The 3,738-nt window shown below is 69.3% G+C and carries 4 protein-coding genes and 1 pseudogene; all 5 read left to right on the top strand.

The window, feature by feature from the left end; all coding sequences use genetic code 11:
* A pseudogene (gene tolB, locus JNL31_RS13195) lies at positions 1-738 on the top strand (Tol-Pal system protein TolB); the annotation flags it as partial.
* An 81-nt stretch (positions 739-819) separates the two neighbouring features.
* Entirely contained in the window at positions 820-1,347 is a 528-nt protein-coding gene (gene pal / locus JNL31_RS13190) for a peptidoglycan-associated lipoprotein Pal (protein WP_294973967.1), read from the top strand.
* A gap of 4 nt (positions 1,348-1,351) precedes the next feature.
* A complete protein-coding gene (ybgF, locus tag JNL31_RS13185) occupies positions 1,352-2,224 on the top strand; it encodes a tol-pal system protein YbgF (RefSeq protein ID WP_294973964.1) in 873 nt (290 codons plus the stop codon).
* A complete protein-coding gene (gene tilS / locus JNL31_RS13180; RefSeq protein ID WP_294973962.1) occupies positions 2,215-3,402 on the top strand; it encodes a tRNA lysidine(34) synthetase TilS in 1,188 nt (395 codons plus the stop codon). Before ybgF ends, tilS begins: the two co-directional genes overlap by 10 nt.
* A gap of 91 nt (positions 3,403-3,493) precedes the next feature.
* A partial coding sequence (locus JNL31_RS13175) for an ATP-dependent metallopeptidase FtsH/Yme1/Tma family protein (protein WP_294973961.1) occupies positions 3,494-3,738 on the top strand: 245 nt, incomplete at its 3' end.

Below are 3,738 nucleotides of genomic sequence, written 5' to 3'. Positions count from 1 at the left end.
GCGAATGTCGCCTACCTCACAGACAGCAACTCCATCGTGCTGGCGCCGCGGTTTTCGCCCACCGGCGACCGGCTCTTGTACACGAGCTACGAGACGGGTTTTCCCCGGATCACGCTCATGGATGTGGGGTCGATGAAGCGGCAGACGTTGGAGGAGCAGCCGGGGACGATGACCTTTGCGCCCCGGTTCTCGCCTGACGGGGGGACGGCGGTGTTCAGCCTGGAGCGGGGCGGGAACACCGATATCTATGCGCTGAACCTGTCTTCGGGGGCGCTGAGCCAGCTGACCAATGCGCCGTCGATCGAGACGGCACCGAGCTTCAGCCCGGACGGGAGCCAGATCGTGTTCGAGAGCGACCGGACCGGGGTGCAGCAGATCTATGTGATGCCTGCCTCGGGCGGGGAAGGCTCGCGGATCTCGGGCGGAGAGGGGCGCTATGGCACCCCGGTCTGGTCGCCGCGCGGGGACTATATCGCCTTCACCAAGCAGAACGCGGGGCGGTTCCACATCGGGGTGATGCGGACGGACGGGTCGGAGGAGCGGCTTCTGACGGCAAGCTTCCTGGACGAGGGCCCGACCTGGGCGCCGAACGGTCGGGTCCTGATGTTCACCCGGGAAACCAGCGGCGGCGGCGGGCAGGCGAGCCTGTGGTCGGTCGACATCACCGGGCGGAACCTGAAGCAGATCCCGACCGAAGGCCCGGCCTCTGACCCGGCCTGGTCGCCGCTTTTGCCCTGATTCATGCCGCGCCGCCGATTCCATCGGCGGCGCAAAGCTGATACTGTCGCCGAAATCGAGCCAACAAGAAGGATGCCCCCGATGAGCGTTGCTGCGAAATCCCTCCTCCTGATCGCTGTCCTTGGCCTTGCGGCCTGCAACAACCCTGACCGCTATGGTGCCGGTGGCGCGGGCGGGGCCGGAGGCGCAGGCGGTGCGGGCGGGATCGACACCACGGGCCTCGGTGATCCGAACAACCCGACATCGATCGCCTATTTCAACCAGACGGTCGGCGACCGGGTGCTGTTCGCGGTGGACCAGTCGACGCTGAGCCCCGAGGCGCGCGGTGTCCTGACGGCGCAGGCGAACTGGCTGAACCAGAACGCGGGCTATGCCGCGATCATCGAGGGCCATGCCGACGAGCAGGGCACGCGGGAATACAACCTTGCGCTGGGCGCGCGCCGGGCGGCGGCGGTGCAGAACTTCCTGATCAGCCAGGGCGTTGCGGCAAACCGGCTGCGGACGATCTCCTACGGCAAGGAGCGCCCGCTGGAAGTCTGCTCGGAAGAGGCCTGCTATGCCAAGAACCGTCGCGCGGTGACGGTGCTGTCGGCTGGCGCCGGGGCCTGATCTGATGCGGCGGCTTGGCCTTTCGCTGGCGCTGTGTCTGCTGCCGGTCCTGGGCCATGCCCAGGACAAGGCGGAGACGCTGGCCGATATCCGCAACGAGCTGGCGCAGCTTGCGGCCGAGTTCAACGCGCTGAAGGCGGAGCTTGTCGCCTCGGGTGCGGCGACGAATGGCTCGGCCGGGGGCGACGCGCTGACGCGGATGGACACGATCGAGGCCGAGCTGGCGCGGCTGAACGCGCGGACGGAAGAGGTCGAGCTGAAGCTGAACCGGGTGGTGTCGGATGGCACCAACCGGATCGGCGACATCGAATACCGCTTGTGCGAAGTGACCGAGGGCTGCGATCCGGCCAACCTCGGCGCGACGCCTGCGCTCGGCGATGCCGGGGGCGGGGCGACCGCGCCGGTGGCGACGGATGCGGGCGCGACGGGCACGGCGCCTGCTAGCGGATCGACGGGCGGATCGACGGGCGGCTCGACGGGCGGGGCGGAACTGGCGGTGGCCGAACAGGCGGACTTTGACCGGGCCAAGGAGGTGCTCGGTCAGGGTGACTTTCCCGGAGCTGCAGCGCTCTTTGCGACCTATGCCGAATCCTATCCTGGCGGGCCGCTAGTCCCCGAGGCGCATTACCTGCGCGGCGAGGCGCTGACCAAGCAGGGCGACACGGCCAATGCCGCGCGGGCCTATCTGGACGCCTTTTCGGCCGCGCCGGAAGGGCCGATGGCGCCGGATGCGCTGCTGAAGCTGGGTGAGGGGCTGGGCGCGCTGGGCCAGGTGCAGGAAGGCTGCGTGACTCTGGCCGAAGTGGGCAAGCGGTTCCCGACCAGCATGGCGGCGACGCAATCGACCGTGGCGATGCAGGGGCTGGGGTGCCAGTAGACGCGGACCGACTCGTCGGGCTGATCCGGGACGGGTTGCCTTCGGGGGAAACCATTGGCGTGGCGCTTTCGGGCGGTGGGGATTCCACCGCCCTTTTGCATCTGTGCCTGGCGGCGGGGTGTCGGGTCGAGGCGGTGACGGTGGATCACCGGCTGCGGGCCGAGAGCGCGATGGAGGCGGCGGCGGTCGGGGCAGCCTGTGCGGCGCTGGGGGTGCGGCATGAGGTGCGGGTCTGGGAGCATGGGGCGGTCGCGGGCAATCTCATGGATCAGGCGCGGCGGGCGCGGATGGGGTTGATCGGGGACTGGGCGCGGTCGCGGGGGATTGCGCATGTGGCGCTGGGCCATACCCGTGATGATCAGGCCGAGACGGTGCTGATGGGGCTTTCCCGGGCCGCGGGGGTCGGTGGCCTTTCCGGAATGCGTCGCTGGTTCGATGCAGGGGATGTTCGGGTCCATCGTCCACTTCTCGATGCCGGGCGTGCGGAGTTGCGGGACTGGCTGCGCGGGCGGGGGATCGGCTGGGTGGACGATCCGAGCAACGATGATGACCGCTACTTGCGGGTGAAGGCGCGGAAGGCGCTGGTGGCTTTGGGGCCGCTGGGGATCACGGCGGAACGGCTGGCCGAGGTCGCGGGGCATCTTGCTCGCGTTCAGGACGCGCTGGCGGTGCAGGTGGCGGCGGCGGCGCGGTGGATCGAGGAGCAGTCGGGGGCCTTGCGGATCGGCGCGGGGCTTTGGGGCGAGCCTGCGGAGGTGCAGCGGCAACTGGTGGTGCAGGCGCTGCTGTGCCTGACGGGGGCGGGCTACGCGCCGCGTGCCGCCGAGGTGGAGCGGCTGATGGCGGCGATGGTGGCGGGGCGGGATGCGACGCTGGCGGGGTGTCGCTTCCGGAAGGGCTGGCTGATGCGCGAGCCCCGGGCGGTCGGCGGGCCGGTCCCGGTGGGGCAGGTCTGGGACGGGCGCTGGGTGATCGAGGGGCCGGGGGGCGAGGTGCGGGCGCTGGGGGCCGAGGGCCTGCGGCAGGTCTTGGACTGGCGAAAGGCGGGGCTGCCGCGCGAGGTGCTTCTGGTGACGCCCGGCGTCTGGGAGGGAGAGCGGTTGCTGGCGGCGCCTTGTGCGGGGCTTTCCGCCGGATGGCAGGTGCGGCTTCAGCGCCCCTTCACCTTTTCCCGTTAGTGCATTGAACCCCGGCTCCAAAGGTTTATCTTAGGCGCAAAGTCGCCTTGGCCCTATGGGGGGCCGTTGGCGCATTGAGGAGATCCCTGCATTGGGCAATGCACGCAATATCGCCTTCTGGGTCGTGCTGCTGATCCTTGTGATGGCGCTGTTCCAGCTGTTCTCGGGCAACCAGACGACGATGTCGTCGCGCTCGCTGACCTATTCCGACTTCATGGAACGGGTGGACGCCGGTCAGGTCAGCAAGGTGACGCTGGACGGCGAGCGGATCGTGGTGACGGGCAAGGACAGCACCACCTATGTGACGATCAAGCCGCCGGGGGATGTCGTCACCGA

This window comes from Tabrizicola sp. (assembly GCF_016792905.1).
Taxonomy (GTDB): Bacteria; Pseudomonadota; Alphaproteobacteria; order Rhodobacterales; family Rhodobacteraceae; genus Tabrizicola.
The sequence above is the reverse complement of the archived record's forward strand: the minus strand, read 5'-3'. Positions and strand labels throughout refer to the sequence as shown.